We start from the raw sequence: 18,561 nt of genomic DNA, 5'->3' as shown, positions 1-18,561 counted from the left end.
TCCATTGACGGACGCGCCCTTTTTTGTGCAAGAACCCCTATGCAAAGCAGCAGTAGTCTTTTTCCCGTGGCCTTGCTCAGGGCCGAACGTTGCGGCGACCTGAGCGAGGACGTGTACCGCCTGAAGGCCGGCAACAGCCCTGACCGGAGTGTCGAGCTGGCGTTGACCCGCCTTGGCATGGCCGATCAGAACGATGTGCGCGGCGCGCCCGTCATCCTTCTGCATGGCAGTTTTTCCAACCGGCGTTTCTGGTTTTCGCCCAAGGGCATTGGCCTGGGCGCTCATCTGGCGCGGGCGGGGTTCGATGTGTGGATTCCGGAAATGCGCGGCCATGGCCTGTCGCCACGCAACCGCGATTACCGTTACAACCGTGTCGCCGACTACGCCAGCTACGACCTTCCGGCCATTGCCGCGTTCGTTAACGAGCAAACCGGCCGGCCCGCACACTGGCTCGGCCACTCATTGGGCGGCACGACCCTGGCGGCGGCGCTCGGTGGGCGCTATTTGAATGAAGAACTGATCGCCAGCGCGGCGTTTTTCGGCACCCAGGTCAGCCGTACCTATTGGCCGCTGAAGATTCCGCCGGTGGAGTGGGGCGGCCGCGTGCTGCTCAAGCGCTTTGCCCATCTGTCCGGTTCGCGCCTCAAGCGTGGTCCGGAAGACGAGCCGATCGGCCTGGCCATCGAAAGCATGCGCTGGTTCGGTCTTTTCGGTCGTTTCGGCGACAAGGAGCGGAACTGGTGGGCTGGTCTGGCCGAGGTTCAGGTGCCGGTACTGGCAGTGGCAGGCGCGGGTGATCATCAGGATCCGGTGTGGGCGTGCCGCAAGCTGTTCGAGCAGATCGGCAGCGAGCACAAACGTTTTCTGCGGCTGGGCCAGGAAGACGGGTTCGACAACTTCGGACATGTGGATATGCTGGTTAGCAAACCCGCGCAGGCGCAGGTCTGGCCGCTGGTGGAGCGCTGGTTGAGCGATCCGCTGGCGATGACGGGGCAAGAAGCAGGCGTTTCTCCGGAGCCGGTTAGCGGCTAAGATGTGACGCTTGTCGGATTTCTGGTCACTTTATGTTTTCTGGGCGTTTTCCATGTTCGTTCCGCTCGAGCGTTTGATCAATCTCGAAGAAGGTTATCGCAGGACGTTCAGGGTCAACGGCCAGACGCTCCTGCTGCTGGTCGTGGACAATCGGCCGGTGCTGATCGAGGGCCGTTGCCCGCATCAGGGCGCGCCGCTCAGTGCCGCGACGCTGGAAGGCGACCAACTGCGCTGCCCGCGTCACGGTCTGGCGTTCAGCCTGTCTTCGGGGCGAGCGGTGCAGCCGGGGTGTCCGGGGTTGAACATGTTCACATTGGCGTATGAGGGTGACCGTGTTGGAATCGACGTGTAGCCTGGGTCTAGGCTCTGTATGAAAAACCTTGATACTCGGTGATGCTGCGTTGAAAACAGCCTCGGAATGCTCATTTACAACCCGTAAACTCCGCTTCCTCGGCTGTTTTCGCCTTGCCTGACCTTCGTCTCAAGGCTTTTCATACAGAGCCTAAAGCCGTATTGCCAGGCTTCGTCTGTTTCAATGATCGTGTGAGTTCCGACATCCATTTCTTGATCAATGACAGGAGTTTCTCATGCATTACGTAACGCCCGATTTGTGCGACGCCTACCCTGAGCTGGTCCAGGTGCTGGAGCCGATGTTCAGCAACTTCGGCGGCCGCGATTCGTTCGGCGGTGAGGTCGTCACCATCAAGTGCTTCGAGGACAACTCGCTGGTCAAGGAGCAGGTCGATCTCGACGGCAAGGGCAAGGTTCTGGTGGTCGACGGCGGCGGTTCGCTGCGCCGCGCGCTGCTGGGCGACATGCTTGCCGAAAAGGCCGCCAAAAATGGTTGGGAAGGGCTGGTGATCTACGGCTGCGTGCGTGACGTGGATGTCCTGGCGCAGACCGACGTGGGCGTGCAGGCGCTGGCCAGCCACCCGATGAAGACCGACAAGCGTGGCATCGGCGACCTGAACGTCGCGGTGACCTTCGCCGGCGTCACCTTCCGCCCGGGCGAGTACATCTATGCCGACAACAACGGCGTGATCGTTTCGCCAAGTCCGCTGAAGATGCCCGAGTAACCACTTAAAACAGGTCGATGGAGTAAGGATGTTCGAGGAAGAAAACGCGCAGTGGGGGCTGGTTCATGCCCTGGTTCTCGATGGCAGGGGCGGTGCGCGTTCCATCGCTCGGACTGAACTGGACGATCTGGTCCTGCAGCCGGAGCAGAGTCTCTGGCTGCACTGGGACCGCGGTCATCCGCAAACCCAGACCTGGCTGCGCCAGGACAGCGGCCTGAATCAGTTCGCCTGCGACCTGCTGCTGGAAGAAAACACCCGACCGCGGCTGTTGCCGCTGCCCGACGCGCAAATGCTGTTGTTCCTGCGCGGCATCAATCTCAATCCCGGCGCCGAGCCTGAGGACATGGTCTCGGTGCGTATCTTTGCCCAGGCCCAGCGGGTGATTTCCCTGCGTTTGCGGCCATTGCGGGCTACCGACGAACTGCTGCAACAACTGGATGAAGGGCTCGGTCCGAAGACCGCCTCCGAGTTGCTGCTGACCCTTGCCCAGTTGCTCACCGACAAGGTGCAGGCGGTGGTGTCCGACCTTTCCGAACAGGTCGATATCGAGGAAGAAAAGCTCGAGGCCGACGACCGCTATGCCCCGGAACATGGCGACTTGCAGCAGATGCGCCGCCGCGCCGCAGGCTTGCGCCGGTTCCTTGCGCCGCAGCGGGAAATCTACGCGCAACTGGCGCGCAACAAGTGGCCGTGGTTCGTCGAAGACGACGCCGACTACTGGAACGAGCTCAACAACAGCCTGACCCGCTATCTGGAAGAGCTGGAGCTGACCCGCGAGCGGGTGGCGCTGGTGCTGGAGAGCGAGGACCGGCGTTTGAGCGAACGCATGAACCGCACCATGTACCGTTTCGGCATCATCACCTGCATCTTCCTGCCCATGAGCTTCGTTACCGGGCTGCTGGGCATCAACGTTGGCGGCATTCCCGGCTCCGAGAGCCCCTATGGCTTCCTGTTCGCCAGTTTTCTGGTGCTGGGGCTGGCCTTGGGCCAATGGTGGCTGTTCCGCCGCCTGCGTTGGGTCTGAGAGCGCTGACGTGTCGATGTCCTCCGTGATGCCTGTACGAATTGTTCATGTGACCCATGGGACGAGCGTCTCGTCTTTGACTGACATTGCGCGAGGTGCCCATGCACGATCCGTTTGAACAATCCCTGCGAGACATGCTCAACGCGTCGCCGTCCGGTCAGGACCGCGATGACGATGCCTGCCTCGGGCGTGTCCTGAAAACCGCCAACCGTCAGGTCGGCGCCGGCGATCTGTTCAGCCTGCTTGGCCGCTGGAGCCAGGCGCTGATGATCGCCATCAATAATGGCTCGGCGCATGTTGCGCCGGTCCGCCGCACCGCTTCCGTCCGTAAAGCTGATAAGGCCGATTGAATATGGAACTTGATCTCTGGACCCAGAGCCTGGTCACCGCGATGACCGCGTTGTGGACCAAAGTCGCGAACTTCATCCCGAATCTGTTTGGCGCGCTGGTTGTCGTTCTGCTTGGCTTCGTTGTCGCCAAGCTGCTCGACACCCTGCTGTCCAAACTGCTTGCCAAAATTGGCCTCGATCGCCTGATGGGCGGCACCGGCCTGACCAAGATGCTCAGCCGGGTCGGTATCCAGGTGCCGATTTCGACCCTGATCGGCAAGATCGTCTATTGGTTCATCCTGCTGGTGTTCCTGGTCTCGGCTGCCGAGTCCCTGGGCCTTGAGCGCGTCTCGGCGACCCTGGACATGCTTGCCCTGTACCTGCCAAAAGTCTTTGGCGGGGCGCTGGTGCTGCTGGTCGGCGTACTGCTGGCTCAGGTGGTCAACGGTCTGGTGCGTGGCGCCGCCGAAGGCATCGGCCTGGAGTACGCCACGGGCGTTGGGCGCATCGCCCAGGGCCTGGTGATCGTCATCAGCATTTCGGTGGCCATCAGCCAGCTCGAAGTGAAAACCGACCTGCTCAACCACGTGATCGTCATCGGTCTGATTACCGTTGGTCTGGCCGTTGCGCTGGCAATGGGCCTGGGCAGCCGTGAAATTGCCGGGCAGATTCTTGCCGGCATCTACGTGCGCGAGCTCTATCAGGTGGGCCAGCAGGTGCAGATTGGAGACGTCGAAGGGCAGATCGAAGAGATCGGGACGGTCAAGACAGTCGTGCTGACGGATGACGGCGAGCTGGTTTCGCTGTCCAACCGCACGCTGCTGGAACAGCGGGTCAATAGCCGCTGACCGGGCAAATCCTGCTACTGTATGCCGCCGCAAAATGGCCCCCTCCGGGCTGGCGGCGACGAATACCTGACTGTCGGCCTGATTTTTTTTGAATAAAGTCCACTCGTTGCCCATGCGTTACGACCCCCGCGAGCTCACCGATGAGGAGCTTGTGGCGCGTTCGCATGAGGAACTATTTCATGTTACCCGCGCCTATGAAGAGCTCATGCGGCGCTATCAGCGAACCCTTTTTAACGTCTGTGCACGTTATCTCGGGAACGATCGCGATGCCGACGATGTCTGTCAGGAGGTGATGCTGAAGGTGCTCTACGGTTTGAAGAACTTCGAAGGTAAATCGAAGTTCAAGACCTGGCTCTACAGCATTACCTATAACGAGTGCATTACCCAGTATCGCAAGGAGCGGCGTAAGCGTCGGTTGATGGATGCCTTGAGTCTGGATCCGGTTGAAGAGGCCTCTGAAGAGAAGTCTCCGAAGCCAGAAGAGAAGGGCGGACTGGACAGATGGTTGATTCACGTGAATCCCATTGACCGTGAAATTCTGGTGCTACGATTTGTCGCAGAACTCGAATTTCAGGAAATTGCCGACATCATGCATATGGGCTTGAGCGCGACGAAAATGCGCTACAAGCGTGCGCTGGACAAGCTACGAGAGAAATTTTCCGGGCAGGTTGAAACTTAGTCTGTCGGAAAATTCTCTAACGGTTTGGCGAGTTCTGCTAGACTTGCCGACGAGTTGTCCCCCTGAGTTGTGGGACTGCTTAACTATCACCAGATGGGGATTTAACGGATGAAATTGAAAAACACCTTGGGCTTGGCCATTGGTTCTCTTGTTGCCGCAACTTCGCTCGGCGCTCTGGCACAAGGCCAAGGCGCGGTCGAGGTCGAAGGCTTCTACAAGAAAGAATACTTCGACAGCCAGCGCGACTTCAAAAACGACGGCAACCTGTTCGGTGGTTCGATCGGTTACTTCCTGACCGACGACGTTGAACTGCGTCTGGGCTATGACGAAGTTCATAACGCCCGTGGCGAAGATGGCAAGAACATCAAGGGTTCGAACACCGCCCTGGATGCTCTGTACCACTTCAACAACCCAGGCGACCTGGTGCGTCCATACGTATCCGCTGGTTTCTCTGACCAGAGCATCGGCCAGACCGGCCGCGGTGGTCGTAACGGCTCCACCTTCGCCAACCTGGGCGCTGGTGCCAAGCTGTACTTCACCGACAACTTCTACGCCCGTGCTGGCGTTGAAGCTCAGTACAACATCGACCAGGGCGACACCGAGTGGGCGCCAAGCGTTGGTGTCGGCCTGAACTTCGGTGGCGGCTCCAAGCCAGCCGCTGCTCCAGCACCTGCTCCAGTTGCTGACGTCTGCTCCGACAGCGACAACGACGGCGTTTGCGACAACGTCGACAAGTGCCCTGACACCCCAGCCAACGTTACCGTTGACGCTGATGGCTGCCCGGCTGTTGCCGAAGTCGTTCGCGTTGAGCTGGACGTCAAGTTCGACTTCGACAAGTCGGTCGTCAAGCCAAACAGCTACGGCGACATCAAGAACCTGGCTGACTTCATGAAGCAGTACCCGTCGACCACCACCACTGTTGAAGGTCACACTGACTCCGTCGGTCCTGACGCTTACAACCAGAAACTGTCCGAGCGTCGCGCTAGCGCCGTCAAGCAGGTTCTGACCGGTCAGTACGGTGTTGAGTCGAGCCGCGTTCAATCGGTTGGCTACGGTGAGTCCCGTCCGGTAGCTGACAACGCCACCGAAGCTGGTCGCGCTGTCAACCGTCGCGTTGAAGCTCAAGTAGAAGCTCAAGCCAAGTAATTGGTCTGACGCACTACTGAAAAGCCCGGCTCAGGCCGGGCTTTTCTTTGCCTGCGATTTACCCCTCAGCCCGCCTCGCGCTCCAGTTCCAGGCTGGCAATCGCGCCACTCACAACCTCGCCGATGACCAGGATCGCCGGGCTCTTGAGCTCGAAGGCCGCGGCATCTACTGCCATGCACTGAAGCTGGCTGCGGCATTCCCGTTGCTGCGGTAGCGAAGCGTTTTCGATCATCGCCACCGGCGTTTCCTTGCTCATACCACCCGCCAACAGCCCTTGCTGGATATCGATCAGCCGGGCCACGCCCATGTACACCACCAGGGTCATGCCGCTTTGCGCCAGTGCCTGCCAGTTCAGGCTGCTGTCATCCTGAGTGTGGGCGGTCACCAGCGTAACGCCGCGACTGACCCCGCGCAGGGTCAGCGGAATACCGCAGTGGGTTGCGCCAGCCAGACCGGCGGTAATGCCATTGACCAGTTCCACCTCGACACCGCGGGTCTGCAGCCATGCGGCTTCTTCGCCGCCCCGACCGAAGACGCAGGGATCGCCACCCTTGAGCCTGACCACGCAGCGACCCTGGCGGGCGTGACGCAGCATCAGGCGCTGGATGAACGCTTGCGGCGTGGAGCGGCAGCCGCCGCGTTTGCCGACCCGGATCACCCGCGCCTGCGGGCAGTGCTCGAGGATTGCCGGGTTGACCAGATCATCGAGCATGACCACCTCGGCCTCGCGCAGCGCACGCACGGCCTTGAGGGTCAGCAACTCCGGGTCGCCGGGGCCGGCACCCACCAGCCAGATTTTTGCGTTCATGAGCGGTTCCTCGTCAGGTCAGGGGTTGTCAGGCCTTTAGCAGGCTGATCAGCAGTATCAGGTTGAGCAGCAACGACAGCAGCGCCAGGCCGCGCCAGACTTTCAGCGGCTCGCGCTCCAGCAACGGACGTGGGCGCAGGGCCTGGGGTTGGTGTTCGCCTTGTTCGAGCAGCAATAGCCATTGCTCGGCGGTTTCGAAGCGTTGCCGAGGGTCGCTGTTCAGCGCCTGCGCCAGGCTGCGCTCCAGCCAGTCCGGCAGGTCCGGGCGCAGCCGTGCGGCGCTGGCCGGTGTGCCGAAGCGCGGGTGCTGGAACGCTTCGATCTCGCCGTAGGGATAGTGGCCGGTGAGCAGGTAAAACAGGGTTACGCCTACCGCATAGAGATCCTGCTGCACGGTAGGGCCGTGTCCCTGAAAAGCTTCCGGGGCTATGAATGAAGGGGTTCCGGGCAGGTCGTGGGCACCGTCTTCGGAGAGCCCCGGGCAGTATGCGAGACCGAAATCCAGCAGGCGCACCTGGCCGTCATTGCCCAGGTGCAGGTTCTCCGGCTTGATGTCGCGGTGAAGAATATTGCGCCGGTGCAGCATGCCCACAGCGCGCAGGGTTTGCCGGGCGATGTCCAGCCACTGCGGCAGGGCCAGTAACCCCTGTTGTTCGACGTGCTGCGCCAGAGTCAGGCCGGGGTATTCGCGCATCAGGTAATACAGGTGCTGACGCTGGCTACCGGGGTGTACCTCGGGAAAGCTGCGCCCGGCGACCCGGCGCAGAAACCATTCCTCCATCAGCAAGCCCTGCTGTGCCGCGACATCCTGGTCGCGGTTGGCGGGCAGGGTCTTGAGCAGCCAGGGTTGCTGCTGGCGGTCGCGAACCCGGTACAGCAGCGACTGGCGGCTTTGGCCGAGCACGCATTCCACCTGCCAGCCTTCAAATGTCTGGCCAGGGCGTAAAGCGGGCGGCAGCGGCCATTGCTGCAACTGCGCCAGGGTGTCGCCGAGGCTGTTTGCGCCGAGTTGTTCGACCCGCACCAGCACAGCGCTGGCGTTGTCCTGGCTGCCGGCCAGGTGGGCCATGCGCACCAGCGTGTTGCAGGCTTCTTCCAGATCAGCGGCTTCGCGCAGCACTGCGCCGATCTGCTGTTCGTTGAGCGTGCTCCAGACCCCGTCGCTCAGCATCACGAAACTTTCGTGGCAGCGCAGTTCGCCTTCCAGGTAGTCCACCAGCAGGTGCTCATCCAGTCCCAGCGCGCGCTTGAGCACGTGCTGCATGCCTGGCTGGTCCCAGACATGGTCCTGGCTGATGCGCTGCAAGTGGTCGGCGTGCCAGCGGTAGACCCGGCAGTCGCCGACATGGGCGAGGGTGAAACGCTGGCCGCGCAGCACCAGCGCACTCAGGGTGGTCAGCAGCGGCTGGCCGCCACCGTTGGCGCGCAGCCAACGGTTCTGCGCCAGCAGCAGGCGGTCCAGCGCTTGTGCCACGCCCCAGGTGGGCGGCGTGGCGTAGTAGTCCAGCGCCAGCGATTGCAGGCTGGCCCGGGCCGCCAGCCCGCCGTCGGCGCACTGGCTGACACCGTCGGCGAGGGCGAACAGGTAGCCCTTGCTGGCGGCCAGCTCTGCCGCGGGGGTGACCAGTCGCGTGGCGTCCTGGTTTTCCTCTCGCGGACCGCTGGCGCTGGCCTGGGCGATGCTCAGTTGCAGGGCCATGGCCTCGGCTCAGACCCGCGCCGCGGTGACGGCGGCCGAGCCCCAGGTGGTGCGCCAGCGGCGTTTCACGCCATGCAGGCCGAACCACGCCAGTACGCCGAGGCTGGCGAACAGCCACAGGCCCAACTGATAGTCACCGCTGTACTGCTTGATGGTCCCCAGGCCCGCCGCCAGCAGGAAGCCGCCGATGCCGCCGGCCATGCCGATCAGCCCGGTCATCACGCCGATTTCCTGGCGGAAGCGCTGCGGCACCAGTTGGAACACCGCGCCGTTGCCGGCACCGAGGCCGAGCATGGCGGAGACGAACAACGCCAGCGCCGCCACCGAGCTGGGCAGGTTGAAACCCACCGCCGCGATGCAGACAGCCGCCACGCTGTACATCGCCAGCAGGGTGCGAATGCCGCCGAAACGGTCGGCCAGGGCGCCGCCCAGCGGGCGCATCAGGCTGCCGGCGAAGACGCAGGCAGCGGTGTAGTAGCCGGCCTTGACCGGGTCGAGCCCGTACTGGTCGTTGAAATAGCCGGGCAGGGCGCTGGCCAGGCCGATGAAGCCGCCGAAGGTCACGCTGTAGAAGAACATGAACCACCAGCTGTCGCGGTCGCCGAGGGCCTTGAGGTAATCGGCCACGGCCTTGGGCTTGGGCCGTTGCGGAGCGTTGCGCGCCAGCAGGGCGAATAGCACCAGGGTCAGCAGCAGTGGCAGCACGGCGAAGCCGAACACGTTGTTCCAGCCGAAGCTGGCGGCCAGCACCGGCGCCAGCAGTGCGGCGAACACGGTGCCGGAGTTGCCCGCGCCGGCAATGCCCATGGCCTTGCCCTGGTGCTGTGGCGGATACCACTGCGAAGCCAGCGGCAGCGACACCGCGAAAGAGGCCCCGGCAACCCCGAGGAACACCCCGAGCAGCAGGGCGTCGCCGTAGCTGTGGATGCCCAGCTTCCAGGCGCAGAACAGCGCGACGATGACGATCACCTGGCCGATCAGCCCGGCGGTCTTCGGCGACAGGCGATCCACCAGCACGCCCATGACGAAGCGCAACACTGCACCGGCGAGAATCGGCGTGGCGACCATCAGCCCGCGCTGTTGCGTGGTCAGTTGCAGGTCGGCGGCAATCTGCACCGCCAGCGGTCCGAGCAGGTACCAGACCATGAAGCTCAGGTCGAAATACAGGAACGCGGCAAACAGGGTCGGGACATGCCCGGATTTCCAGAAGCTTGTATTCATGGGACACCTCACGGGGCTGAAACAAAAAAACGCCGCTTCCCGGCTCGCGTTGGGGGCGAGGGGGAGAGCGACGTCTTTGTCGAATGTTTGGGGGCAACCGCCGTTGGCTACCGGGGTGGATCAAAGCAAGAGGTGGGCCAGTTTCTTCTACTTGGGTTGATCTGCGGACCCCAAGGCCCACAGGTCAACCCAGCAAGTCATTCATCGCAATGATCTGCTCCGCCACCTGAATCAGCTTCTGCTGTTTGCTCATGGCCTGGCGCCGCATCAGGGTGTAGGCCTCTTCCTCGTTGCAGTCCTTCATTTTCATCAGCAGCCCTTTGGCCAGTTCGATGCGCTTGCGCTCGGCCAGTTGCTGGTCGCGGGCGTGAAGCTGGGCCTTGAGCGCCTGGTCGCTCTCGAAGCGGGCCATGGCCACGTCGAGAATCGGCTGCAGGCGGCGGGCGTGGATGCCTTCGACGATGTAGGCGCTGACTCCGGCCTGGATCGCCTGGCGCATCACGCTCGGGTCGTGCTCGTCGGTAAACATCACGATCGGTCGCGGCAGGTCGCGGCTGACCAGCACCACCTGGTCCATGACGTCACGCCCCGGTGACTCGGTATCGATCAGGATCACGTCCGGCCGCACCGTTTCGACGCGTGCCGGCAGGTCAATGGTCAGGCCGGATTCTTCGATGACCTCGAAGCCGGCTTCGACAAGGGCGGCCTTGAGCCGGCCGACTTTCTTTTCGGTGTCATCGATCAACAGGATTCGCAGCATCTGGGCGGCCCTCTCAGCGACCGGCCTGCGCCGCTGGCTGGTCGGCCAGGGCGTGCAGGCGGAATCCGTGGGCATAGCCCCGTGGGTCGGAGCCGTCCCAGACCGTTCCATCGATCAACTGGCTGCTGCGCATCGACGCCGACGGACACTCGACACCCATGCTGGCGGCGGCATCACGGTACAGGCTCAGTTGCTGCACCTGGCTGGCGACGCCGAGGTAGTCCGGGTCTTCGCGCAGCAGGCCCCAGCGGCGGAACTGGGTCATGAACCACATGGCGTCGGACAGGTACGGGAAGTTGGCCAGGCCATTGTTGTGCAGGCTCAGGCCGTGGGCGTCGTGCCAATTGTTGCCGAGGCCGTCCGCGTAGTCGCCCTGCATGCGCGGTTCGATATCGCTCAGCGGGGTGTCGAGGTAGTTGTCGGCGCTCAGTAATTGCGCGGTGGCGTGGCGGTTTTCCGGGCTTTCTTCGATAAAGCGGCTCGCCGCGAGGATCGACGACACCAGCGCCCGCGCGGTGTTGGGGTACTGCTCGACGAACGCGCGGGTGGTGCCGAGGACTTTTTCCGGGTGATCGGGCCAGATCGACTGGCTGGTCGCCAGGGTGAAGCCCATGCCCTGGTTCACCGCATTGGCCGACCACGGCTCGCCGACGCAGAAACCGTCGATGCGCCCGGCGCGCAGGTGGGTGAGCATTTGCGCCGGCGGGACTACCACGCTGTTGACGTCATGCAATGGATGAATGCCCTGGCTGGCGAGCCAGTAATACAGCCACATGGCGTGCGTGCCGGTGGGAAACGTCTGTGCGAAGGTGAGTTTTGCCTGACTTTGGTGCACGCGGCGTTCGAGTGCCTCGGGATTGCCCACACCTTGCGCTTGCAGGGCGGGCGACAGGTTGATGCTCTGGCCGTTATGGTTCAGGCCCATCAGCACCGCCATCGGTGTGGCGCCGACACCGCCAATGCCCAGGTGCACGGCGTAGGTCAGGCCATACAGGCAGTGCGCGGCATCCAGTTCGCCACTGAGCAGGCCGTCGCGCAGGCCGGCCCAGGAACTTTGGCGTTTGAGGTTCAAGGTCAGGCCGTGGGGCTGGGCGAAGCCCTGGGTCGCGGCGACCACCAGCGAAGCGCAGTCGCTCAGGGCCATGAAGCCGATATTCAGGCTGGTCTTTTCCGGGGCATCGCTGCCATGCAGCCAGGCCAGGGGGGAGGAGGGAATGTCATTCATCGCGGTGGGATCGCCCGGCAGATAAAGCGGCGGCCGGCGCGGGTTGCGCGGCGGCCCTGTGGGTGGAGTCAAGCAACGCATATGCCAAGGCCCTGTCGCCGCAACCCGGGGCTGGCTATAATCGCCGCCTCTCCACACCTTGAGCCAAGCCCGCCCATGTATAACCTGGCCCGCCAGCTGTTGTTCAAACTGTCCCCGGAAACCTCCCATGACCTGTCGCTGGACCTGATCGGTGCCGGTGGCCGTCTGGGCCTCAACGGGCTGTTGACCAAGGCGCCGGCGCGCTTGCCGGTAAAGGTCCTGGGCCTGGAGTTCGCCAACCCGGTGGGTCTGGCGGCGGGGCTGGACAAGAACGGCGCGGCCATCGACGGCTTCGGTCAACTGGGCTTCGGTTTCGTCGAGATCGGTACCGTGACCCCGCGTCCGCAACCGGGCAACCCGAAACCACGACTGTTCCGTCTGCCCGAGGCCGAGGCGATCATCAACCGCATGGGCTTCAACAACCTCGGCGTGGACAACCTGCTCAACCGCGTGCGTGCGTCCAATTACCGCGGCGTGCTCGGCATCAATATCGGCAAGAACTTCGACACCCCGGTCGAGCGCGCGGTAGACGACTACCTGATCTGCCTGGACAAGGTCTACAACCATTCCAGCTACGTCACCGTCAATGTCAGCTCGCCCAACACCCCGGGTCTGCGCAGCCTGCAGTTCGGCGATTCGCTCAAGCAGTTGCTGGATGCTTTGGCTGTGCGCCGTGAAGAATTGGCCTTGACCCATGGCAAGCGTGTGCCGCTGGCGATCAAGATCGCCCCGGACATGACTGACGAAGAAACCGCACTGGTGGCGTCGGCCCTGCTGGAGTCGGGCATGGACGCGGTAATCGCGACCAACACCACCCTCAGCCGTGAAGGCGTCGAAGGTCTGCAGCATGCGGACGAGGCGGGCGGCCTGTCGGGCGCGCCGGTGCGGGACAAGAGCACCCACACGGTCCAGGTGCTGGCCGGTGAACTGGCGGGCAAGATGCCGATCATTGCTGCGGGTGGGATTACCGAAGGCCGTCATGCCGCGGAGAAGATCGCGGCGGGTGCGAGCCTGGTGCAGATCTATTCGGGTTTCATCTACAAGGGACCGGCGCTGATTCGCGAGGCCGTGGACGCCATCGCCGCGATGCCGGGGCGCTGAAACGGGCATAAAAAAGGGCCCCGTCAAGGGGCCCCTGGGCCTCAGCCCGCCGCCCGGATGGGGCGCGCATGGTAACTCGGTTCAGCTCCTCGTTCAGCCAACGGCGTGAAGTTCGTTGAGTCTATGGATACCTGCGGTGCCGGTCATGCCATCCCAGTTGTCACCTCGTCCCTCACGCCAGCCATTGATCCATGCCTGGCGTACGGACGGTAGGGTAAAGGGGCAAAGCTCGCGGGATTTGCCGGTGACCCCGTATTGGTAGCCACGTGAAAATGCTCTTTCCAACGGATCACGCTTAAGTCTTCTCATAGGGTACTGCCCTCATTTGTTGACTGTAATGTCCCGTCGACCTCGTGTGAGGTCGGGCAGATTCTTTCTGCCGGTTTTGCGCTCGCTGCCGGCGTGGCGAGCTTGAAGTGTTGTCCCGTTGCGGTGACAACCTGAGTTGAGTTCTAACCAATGGGGATGGACGTGTGAACGAACAATTTGTCATAAGCACGTAACTTTTCCATGGGTGAGAGGATAAGTAAAAAATTGATTCAAGGCGGGAATTGGGGCAAAGCCAGCTATCATCAGGGTTTGCCTGACCTGTAGATCAAATTGCCACCGTCGGGAACCATTCTCGTCACCGGTGGGTAAAAACGACGAAGGGTCACTTTTGTAACCTTTTGCCATCGAATTTTTCATTCTGCCCGGCGATCAAAGCCTTTTTGCCTTCCGCAAGAAGGGCTCGCCGGGTGGCCCGGTACGTCAACGCGTGCCACTCGGGTGCTTGCCGAAGGCGCCCGATCAAACTTCGAAGGGCGATGCGCTCGCTCCTTCACTATGCCCAAGGCTGGATGACTCATGTCGGACCGTTTCGAACTTTACCTTACCTGTCCCAAAGGCCTTGAAGGCCTGCTCGCCGATGAAGCACGCGGCCTGGGCCTTGAAGATGTGCGCGAGCACACCTCGGCGCTGCGCGGCTCGGCCGACATGGAAACCGCCTACCGCCTGTGCGTCTGGTCGCGCCTGGCCAACCGCGTCCTGCTGGTGCTCAAGCGCTTCAACATGAAGAACGCCGACGACCTGTACGACGGTGTCAACGAAGTGGACTGGCAAGAGCACCTGGACGCCGCCGGCACCCTGGCCGTGGAGTTCAGCGGTCATGGCTCGGGCATCGACAACACTCACTTCGGCGCCTTGAAGGTCAAGGACGCCATCGTCGACAAACTGCGCAACGCCCAGGGCGAGCGGCCGTCGATCGACAAGCTCAACCCCGATCTGCGTGTCCACCTGCGCCTTGAGCGCGGTGAAGCGATCCTCTCCCTCGACCTGTCCGGCCACAGCCTGCACCAGCGCGGTTACCGCCTGCAGCAGGGTGCCGCGCCGCTCAAGGAAAACCTCGCCGCCGCGGTACTGATCCGCGCCGGCTGGCCGCGGATCGCTGCCGAAGGCGGCGCGCTGGCTGACCCGATGTGCGGTGTCGGTACGTTCCTGGTGGAAGCGGCGATGATCGCCGCGGATATCGCCCCCAACCTCAAGCGCGAGCGCTGGGGCTTCACCTCCTGGCTCGGTCACGTCCCGGCGCTGTGGCGCAAGGTGCATGACGAAGCCAAGGCCCGCGCCGAAGCCGGTCTGGCCCGTCCACCGCTGTGGATTCGCGGCTACGAAGCCGACCCGCGCCTGATCCAGCCGGGCCGCAACAACGTCGAGCGCGCCGGCCTGAGCGACTGGGTGAAGATCTACCAGGGCGAAGTCGGCACCTTCGAGCCGCGCCCGGACCAGAACCAGAAAGGCCTGGTGATCAGCAACCCGCCTTACGGCGAACGCCTGGGCGACGAAGCCAGCCTGCTCTACCTCTACCAGAACCTCGGCGAGCGTCTGCGCCAGGCCTGCCTTGGCTGGGAAGCGGCGGTGTTCACCGGCGCGCCGGACCTGGGCAAGCGCATGGGCATCCGCAGCCACAAGCAGTACGCCTTCTGGAACGGCGCCTTGCCGTGCAAGCTGCTGCTGATCAAGGTCGAGCCCGACCAGTTCGTGACCGGCGAGCGCCGTTCGGCCGAGCGCAACCCGGATGAAGAGCGTCCGGCGGTGGCTCCGGCGAATGAGACCGCACGCCTGAGCGAAGGCGGGCAGATGTTCGCCAACCGCCTGCAGAAGAACCTCAAGCAACTGGGCAAGTGGGCGCGTCGCGAACACATCACCTGCTACCGCGTCTACGACGCCGACATGCCCGAGTACTCGCTGGCGGTCGACCTGTACCAGGGCTGGGTCCACGTGCAGGAATACGCCGCGCCGCGTTCGGTCGATCCGGAAAAGGCCCAGGCCCGTCTGTTCGACGCGCTGGCGGCAATCCCGCAGACCCTCGGCGTTGATCAGAGCAAGGTGATCCTCAAGCGCCGCGAGCGTCAGAGCGGCACCCGCCAGTACGAACGGCAGAACACCCAGGGCCAGTTCACCGAGGTCAGTGAAGGCGGCGTCAAACTGCTGGTGAACCTCACCGACTACCTGGACACCGGTCTGTTCCTCGACCACCGTCCGATGCGCATGCGTATCCAGCGCGAAGCTGCGGGCAAGCGCTTCCTCAACCTGTTCTGCTACACCGCCACTGCCAGCGTGCACGCGGCCAAGGGCGGCGCGCGCAGCACCACCAGCGTCGACCTGTCGAAAACCTACCTGGACTGGGCACGGCGCAACCTGTCGCTCAATGGCTACTCGGACAAGAACCGTCTGGAGCAGGGCGATGTCATGGCCTGGCTGCAAGCCAACCGTGAGCAATACGACCTGATCTTCATCGACCCGCCGACCTTCTCCAACTCCAAGCGCATGGAAGGGGTGTTCGACGTGCAGCGTGACCACGTCGAACTGCTCGACCTGGCGGTAGCCCGCCTGGCGCCGGGCGGCGTGCTGTACTTCTCGAACAACTTCCGCAAGTTCCAGCTCGATGAGCACCTGCAGGAGCGCTACGCGATCGAGGAAATCAGCGCCCAGACCATCGATCCAGACTTCGCCCGCAACACCAAGATCCACCGCGCCTGGCGCATCCAGGCACGGTGAAGTAAATGACGCATTCGGGACTCTCAAGATCGTGGCTACTGGCTATTATTGAAGAGAGCCCTGAGTGCCGTCGTGGGCCGATGTTGTGAGTCATGACCATGTCGATCCCAACCCTGCGCCCGAAGATGCTCGGCTTCATCAGCGAAGAGGTGTCCGCGTGGCTGGTCGCCGTGGTGGCGCTGGTGGTCGGCGGCCTGTTGACCGCCATGCTCGCACTGGCCGCCTGGCAGCTCTACCAGCAGCAACTGGCGCAACGCTTCGAACTCCTCGCCAATGAACGCTTCAGCCGCATCGAAGAGCGCCTGCAAGACCAGACGCAACGCCTCGACAGCCTGCGGCGTTTCTTCGTCTACGCCCAGGAAATCACCCGCGACGAATTCGACGGTTACGTGAGGCCTTTGCTGCACCGCTCCCAGGCCTATTCCTGGGCACCGCGGGTCAGCCAGGCGCAGCGCGCCGATTTCGAGCGGCAGACCCGGGAGTTGCTCGGCCGCGATTTCAGCATCCGCGAACTCGGTGAGGGCGGCGTGCTGCAACCCTCTCAGGTGCGTCCGGTGTATTACCCGGTGCTGTTCAGTCAGACCCTCAGCCAACTGCCGCCGCCCTTGGGTTTCGACCTGCTGTCGCAGTCGGTGCGTCGCGACGCCTTGATCCGCGCCTCGACGCCCGGATCGATCGCGGTGTCGGCGCCGTACGACCTGATTGGCGTCGATCCGGCCTACGCCCGCGGCATGCTCATGGTGGCGCCGGTGTTCGCACCGCAACAGCCCGACCCCGCGCCAAAGGGTTATGTAATGGCGGTGCTGAGCATGCGCCAGTTGATGGCCGACGGCTTGCCCAGCGCCGAGGACGACAACCTGGTGGTGCGGATCCTCGACCTCTCCGCCGAGGGTGAGCCCGAGGCGCTGTTCCAGTCGGGCAATACCGTGGGCGACTCGCCGCTGGAGATGCGTCAGGTGCTCCACCTTGGCGACCGTTCCTACCAACTCAACATGTTCCCCAGCAAGGTGTTCCTCGACGGCGATCGCTCGTCGGCCACGGCGGTGGCGTTTCTCGGCGGGTTGTTGAGCCTGTTGCTCAGCGCCCTGTTGTTCAGCCTGTTCAGTCAGCGCCAGCGCGCCCTCACCCTGGTGGAGCAGCGCACCGCAGAACTGCGTATCAGCGAAGAGAGCCTGCGCAATACCCACAACCAGTTGCGCAGCGTGCTGGAGGCCGCGACCCAGGTGGCGATCATCGCCACTGACCTGCATGGACAGATCAGCACCTTCAATGCCGGCGCCGAGCGCATGCTTGGCTACAGCAGCGAAGAGGCGGTGGGCAAACTGACCCTGGAACACCTGCTGTTGCCGCAGGAGGTGCAGGAGCGCGCGCGGTTGATGAGCCTGCGCTTCGGACGCGAGATCAGCAGCAGCCAGGCGATGCTGGTGGACAGTGTCCCGGACATCGACGAAGAACCCGGCGAGTGGACGTTGCGACGCAAGGACGGCACGCACTTGTCGGCGAACATGCTGGTGACCGCAGTGCTGGACGAATACGGGTTGTGGGTTGGCCATCTTGCGATCTGCATCGATATCACCGAGCGCAAGCGCGTGCACGAAGCCCTCGAGGCCCGGGACAAGTTGCTGGAAAACCTCACCGCGCAGGTTCCCGGCGGGATCTACCAGTTCCGTCTCGATCCTGATGGCAGCTCCTGCTTCAGTTACGCCAGCGAAGGCTTGCGCGATATCTATGAAGTCGACCTGATGCTGCTGCGTCAGGACGCCACTGCGGTGTTCGAGCGCGTCCACCCGGATGACCTGGGCAGGGTCCGTGATTCCATTCGCGAATCCGCCGAGCAACTGACGCCTTGGCGCGAGGAGTACCGGGTGCAGTTGCCCAAGGCCGGACTGCGCTGGGTTCGCGGTGAGGCGACGCCGGAGTCGCTGCCGGATGGTGGCACCTTGTGGCACGGCTACCTCACGGATATCTCCGACCTGAAGCGGGTCGAGGAAGAGCTGCGCGCGTTGTCGGTCACCGACTCGCTGACCGGCATCCACAACCGCCGCTACTTCCAGGAACGCCTGAAGACCGAGCTGGAGCGGGCCCAGCGCGGTGGCCAGGACCTGGCGGTGATCATGCTGGATATCGACCACTTCAAGCACATCAACGACCAGTACGGCCATGCCATCGGCGATCACGTGCTGCAAAACCTGTGTCAGCGCATCAGCCACCGTTTGCGGCGTACCGACGTGTTCTGTCGGCTGGGAGGGGAGGAGTTCATGGTGCTTTGCCCGGGTAGCAATGCCGCCCAGGCGCACTCACTGGCGCTGGAGTTGTGGCAGGGGCTGCGCAGCGTGCCGGTGGACGGCGTCGGCCGGGTCACCGCCAGCTTCGGTGTGGCGGGCTGGCGCCCCGGTGAGGGCGCCGATGCCTTGTTGCTGCGTGCCGATTCCGGGGTCTACCTGGCCAAGCAGGGCGGCCGCGACAGGGTCGAAGCCGAACAGTTCTGACCC

General features: G+C 63.3%; 17 protein-coding genes. 11 read left to right on the top strand and 6 right to left on the bottom strand.

What is annotated here, in order from left to right; all coding sequences use genetic code 11:
• Positions 1 to 39 precede the first annotated feature (39 nt).
• The 8 genes from NTD88_RS15170 (at position 40) to NTD88_RS15135 (ending at position 6,134) form a co-directional block, all read left to right on the top strand.
• Positions 40 to 1,032 (top strand): alpha/beta fold hydrolase, encoded by a 993-nt coding sequence (locus NTD88_RS15170; protein ID WP_262154776.1) that lies wholly within the window; start codon positions 40 to 42, stop codon positions 1,030 to 1,032.
• Positions 1,033 to 1,084: 52 nt separating this feature from the next.
• Positions 1,085 to 1,384, top strand: a complete 300-nt coding sequence (locus tag NTD88_RS15165) for a Rieske (2Fe-2S) protein (RefSeq protein WP_262154775.1) — start codon at positions 1,085 to 1,087, stop codon at positions 1,382 to 1,384.
• Positions 1,385 to 1,619: 235 nt separating this feature from the next.
• Entirely contained in the window at positions 1,620 to 2,108 is a 489-nt protein-coding gene (gene rraA, locus NTD88_RS15160; protein WP_262154774.1) for a ribonuclease E activity regulator RraA, read from the top strand.
• 28 nt (positions 2,109 to 2,136) lie between these two features.
• On the top strand, positions 2,137 to 3,132 hold the full coding sequence (locus NTD88_RS15155; RefSeq protein ID WP_095155699.1) for a zinc transporter ZntB: 996 nt from the start codon (positions 2,137 to 2,139) through the stop codon (positions 3,130 to 3,132).
• 101 nt (positions 3,133 to 3,233) lie between these two features.
• Positions 3,234 to 3,482, top strand: a complete 249-nt coding sequence (locus NTD88_RS15150) for a CrfX protein (protein ID WP_095155700.1) — start codon at positions 3,234 to 3,236, stop codon at positions 3,480 to 3,482.
• A 2-nt stretch (positions 3,483 to 3,484) separates the two neighbouring features.
• On the top strand, positions 3,485 to 4,309 hold the full coding sequence (locus tag NTD88_RS15145) for a mechanosensitive ion channel family protein (RefSeq protein WP_095155701.1): 825 nt from the start codon (positions 3,485 to 3,487) through the stop codon (positions 4,307 to 4,309).
• 88 nt (positions 4,310 to 4,397) lie between these two features.
• Positions 4,398 to 4,988: an RNA polymerase sigma factor SigX gene (sigX, locus tag NTD88_RS15140; protein WP_175653824.1), complete on the top strand. Its 591-nt coding sequence runs from the start codon at positions 4,398 to 4,400 to the stop codon at positions 4,986 to 4,988.
• Between the two features lie 108 nt (positions 4,989 to 5,096).
• The gene (locus tag NTD88_RS15135; RefSeq protein ID WP_262130939.1) at positions 5,097 to 6,134 is read left to right on the top strand and encodes an OmpA family protein; all 1,038 of its coding nucleotides are present in this window, start codon (positions 5,097 to 5,099) and stop codon (positions 6,132 to 6,134) included.
• A gap of 65 nt (positions 6,135 to 6,199) precedes the next feature.
• Here the strand turns inward: NTD88_RS15135 and cobA are convergent, their stop codons facing one another.
• From cobA to NTD88_RS15110, 5 genes are all read right to left on the bottom strand, one after another.
• On the bottom strand, positions 6,200 to 6,943 hold the full coding sequence (gene cobA, locus NTD88_RS15130) for a uroporphyrinogen-III C-methyltransferase (protein ID WP_262154773.1): 744 nt from the start codon (positions 6,941 to 6,943) through the stop codon (positions 6,200 to 6,202).
• Between the two features lie 28 nt (positions 6,944 to 6,971).
• Positions 6,972 to 8,642, bottom strand: a complete 1,671-nt coding sequence (locus NTD88_RS15125; RefSeq protein WP_262130937.1) for a bifunctional protein-serine/threonine kinase/phosphatase — start codon at positions 8,640 to 8,642, stop codon at positions 6,972 to 6,974.
• Positions 8,643 to 8,651: 9 nt separating this feature from the next.
• Positions 8,652 to 9,863, bottom strand: coding sequence for a nitrate/nitrite transporter (locus tag NTD88_RS15120; protein ID WP_095155706.1), 1,212 nt, complete (start codon positions 9,861 to 9,863; stop codon positions 8,652 to 8,654).
• A 184-nt stretch (positions 9,864 to 10,047) separates the two neighbouring features.
• Positions 10,048 to 10,623 carry an ANTAR domain-containing response regulator gene (locus tag NTD88_RS15115; protein WP_095155707.1) on the bottom strand — a complete coding sequence of 192 codons (576 nt, stop codon included), beginning with the start codon at positions 10,621 to 10,623 and terminating at the stop codon, positions 10,048 to 10,050.
• Between the two features lie 13 nt (positions 10,624 to 10,636).
• Complete coding sequence (locus NTD88_RS15110) at positions 10,637 to 11,848, bottom strand: CmpA/NrtA family ABC transporter substrate-binding protein (protein WP_095155708.1); 1,212 nt, start codon at positions 11,846 to 11,848, stop codon at positions 10,637 to 10,639.
• Between the two features lie 156 nt (positions 11,849 to 12,004).
• Between NTD88_RS15110 and NTD88_RS15105 the strand changes: the two genes are divergently transcribed.
• Positions 12,005 to 13,030 carry a quinone-dependent dihydroorotate dehydrogenase gene (locus NTD88_RS15105; protein ID WP_095155709.1) on the top strand — a complete coding sequence of 342 codons (1,026 nt, stop codon included), beginning with the start codon at positions 12,005 to 12,007 and terminating at the stop codon, positions 13,028 to 13,030.
• A gap of 93 nt (positions 13,031 to 13,123) precedes the next feature.
• Here the strand turns inward: NTD88_RS15105 and rmf are convergent, their stop codons facing one another.
• Positions 13,124 to 13,339, bottom strand: coding sequence for a ribosome modulation factor (gene rmf / locus NTD88_RS15100; protein ID WP_010223328.1), 216 nt, complete (start codon positions 13,337 to 13,339; stop codon positions 13,124 to 13,126).
• A 537-nt stretch (positions 13,340 to 13,876) separates the two neighbouring features.
• Here rmf and rlmKL point away from each other — a divergent pair.
• Together rlmKL and NTD88_RS15090 are read left to right on the top strand one after the other, a co-directional pair.
• Entirely contained in the window at positions 13,877 to 16,069 is a 2,193-nt protein-coding gene (rlmKL, locus tag NTD88_RS15095) for a bifunctional 23S rRNA (guanine(2069)-N(7))-methyltransferase RlmK/23S rRNA (guanine(2445)-N(2))-methyltransferase RlmL (RefSeq protein WP_095155710.1), read from the top strand.
• A 98-nt stretch (positions 16,070 to 16,167) separates the two neighbouring features.
• Positions 16,168 to 18,558, top strand: a complete 2,391-nt coding sequence (locus NTD88_RS15090) for a diguanylate cyclase (RefSeq protein WP_262154772.1) — start codon at positions 16,168 to 16,170, stop codon at positions 18,556 to 18,558.
• Positions 18,559 to 18,561 lie beyond the last annotated feature (3 nt).

Origin of the sequence: Pseudomonas sp. 20P_3.2_Bac5 (genome assembly GCF_025466035.1) — a bacterium.
Taxonomy (GTDB): domain Bacteria; phylum Pseudomonadota; class Gammaproteobacteria; order Pseudomonadales; family Pseudomonadaceae; genus Aquipseudomonas.
Note: the sequence above shows the minus strand (reverse complement) of the source record. Positions and strands in the feature narration are given on the sequence as shown.